The sequence below is a fragment of the Acinetobacter sp. MF4640 genome, assembly GCF_002018895.1.
GTDB lineage: Bacteria > Pseudomonadota > Gammaproteobacteria > Pseudomonadales > Moraxellaceae > Acinetobacter > Acinetobacter johnsonii.
Genome location: NZ_MVOM01000136.1, coordinates 1 through 863, shown reverse-complemented (window position 1 = coordinate 863; position 863 = coordinate 1). Strand labels below are relative to the sequence as shown.

Sequence of the window (863 nt, the reverse complement as noted above, 5' to 3'; positions counted from 1 at the left end):
TATATTTCGATATTCATGGCTGCAATATTGACTTCCTCTGTCTGAATGCACAATCAGTTCTTTGGTTGGTTTTTGATTGTGAATAGCCATATTTAGCGCATTACAAACAAGCTGTGTTGTCATGCGCTCATTTAAGCTATAGCCAACCACTTGCTTTGTGTAAAGGTCTTTTACCGCTGCTAAATACAGCCATCCTTCAACAGTCCATATGTACGTAATATCACTTGACCATGCTTGATTTGGTCTAGTCATTGAGAATTGTTGCTCCAGCAGGTTTTCATAGATCGCTCGATTATGGTCACTATTCGTAGTCCTTTTAAAACGCTTGTGTCGCTTACAATACAGGTGGTTCAGCGCTTTTATCTGACGTACAGCGTACATACTCATTTTTATACCCTGAGCTTGTAAGTATTTGGTTAATCGAATATAACCATAGCTCTGCCTTGTCTCCTCATGGGCTATTTTCACCAATATCGTCTGTTGATTTCGTTGAATCGTTCTTTTGCTCACGCCTCTCTTGAGCCAATCATAAAAACATGAAACTGAAACATGAAGTAATCGAGCCATTAAGGTAATTGGAAAAGAATATCTTTTTTGTTTCATATAGGCGTACCTTACTGACTTTCTTTGGCAAAGTACGCTGCTGCCTTTTTTAAAAATTCACGTTCCATTTCAGCTATTTTGAGCTGTTGTTTGAGTTTTTTATTTTCTTCGAGTAGAGCGTTTAGATCAGGTGAATACTGTTTTGTACCTGCTAAAGTTCCAGCCTTTGCTTTGGTATTCCAATTTGAAAGAGTTTGCATTGAAATGCTAAGTTGTCTAGCTGTTTCCGAGACATTGCCTTGATTGGCTTCAATTAATTT

At 37.9% G+C, this 863-nt stretch carries 1 pseudogene; it reads right to left on the bottom strand.

The features are described 5' to 3' along the window. Nucleotides 1-863: pseudogene (locus tag MF4640_RS18785) on the bottom strand (IS3-like element ISAba22 family transposase); the annotation flags it as partial.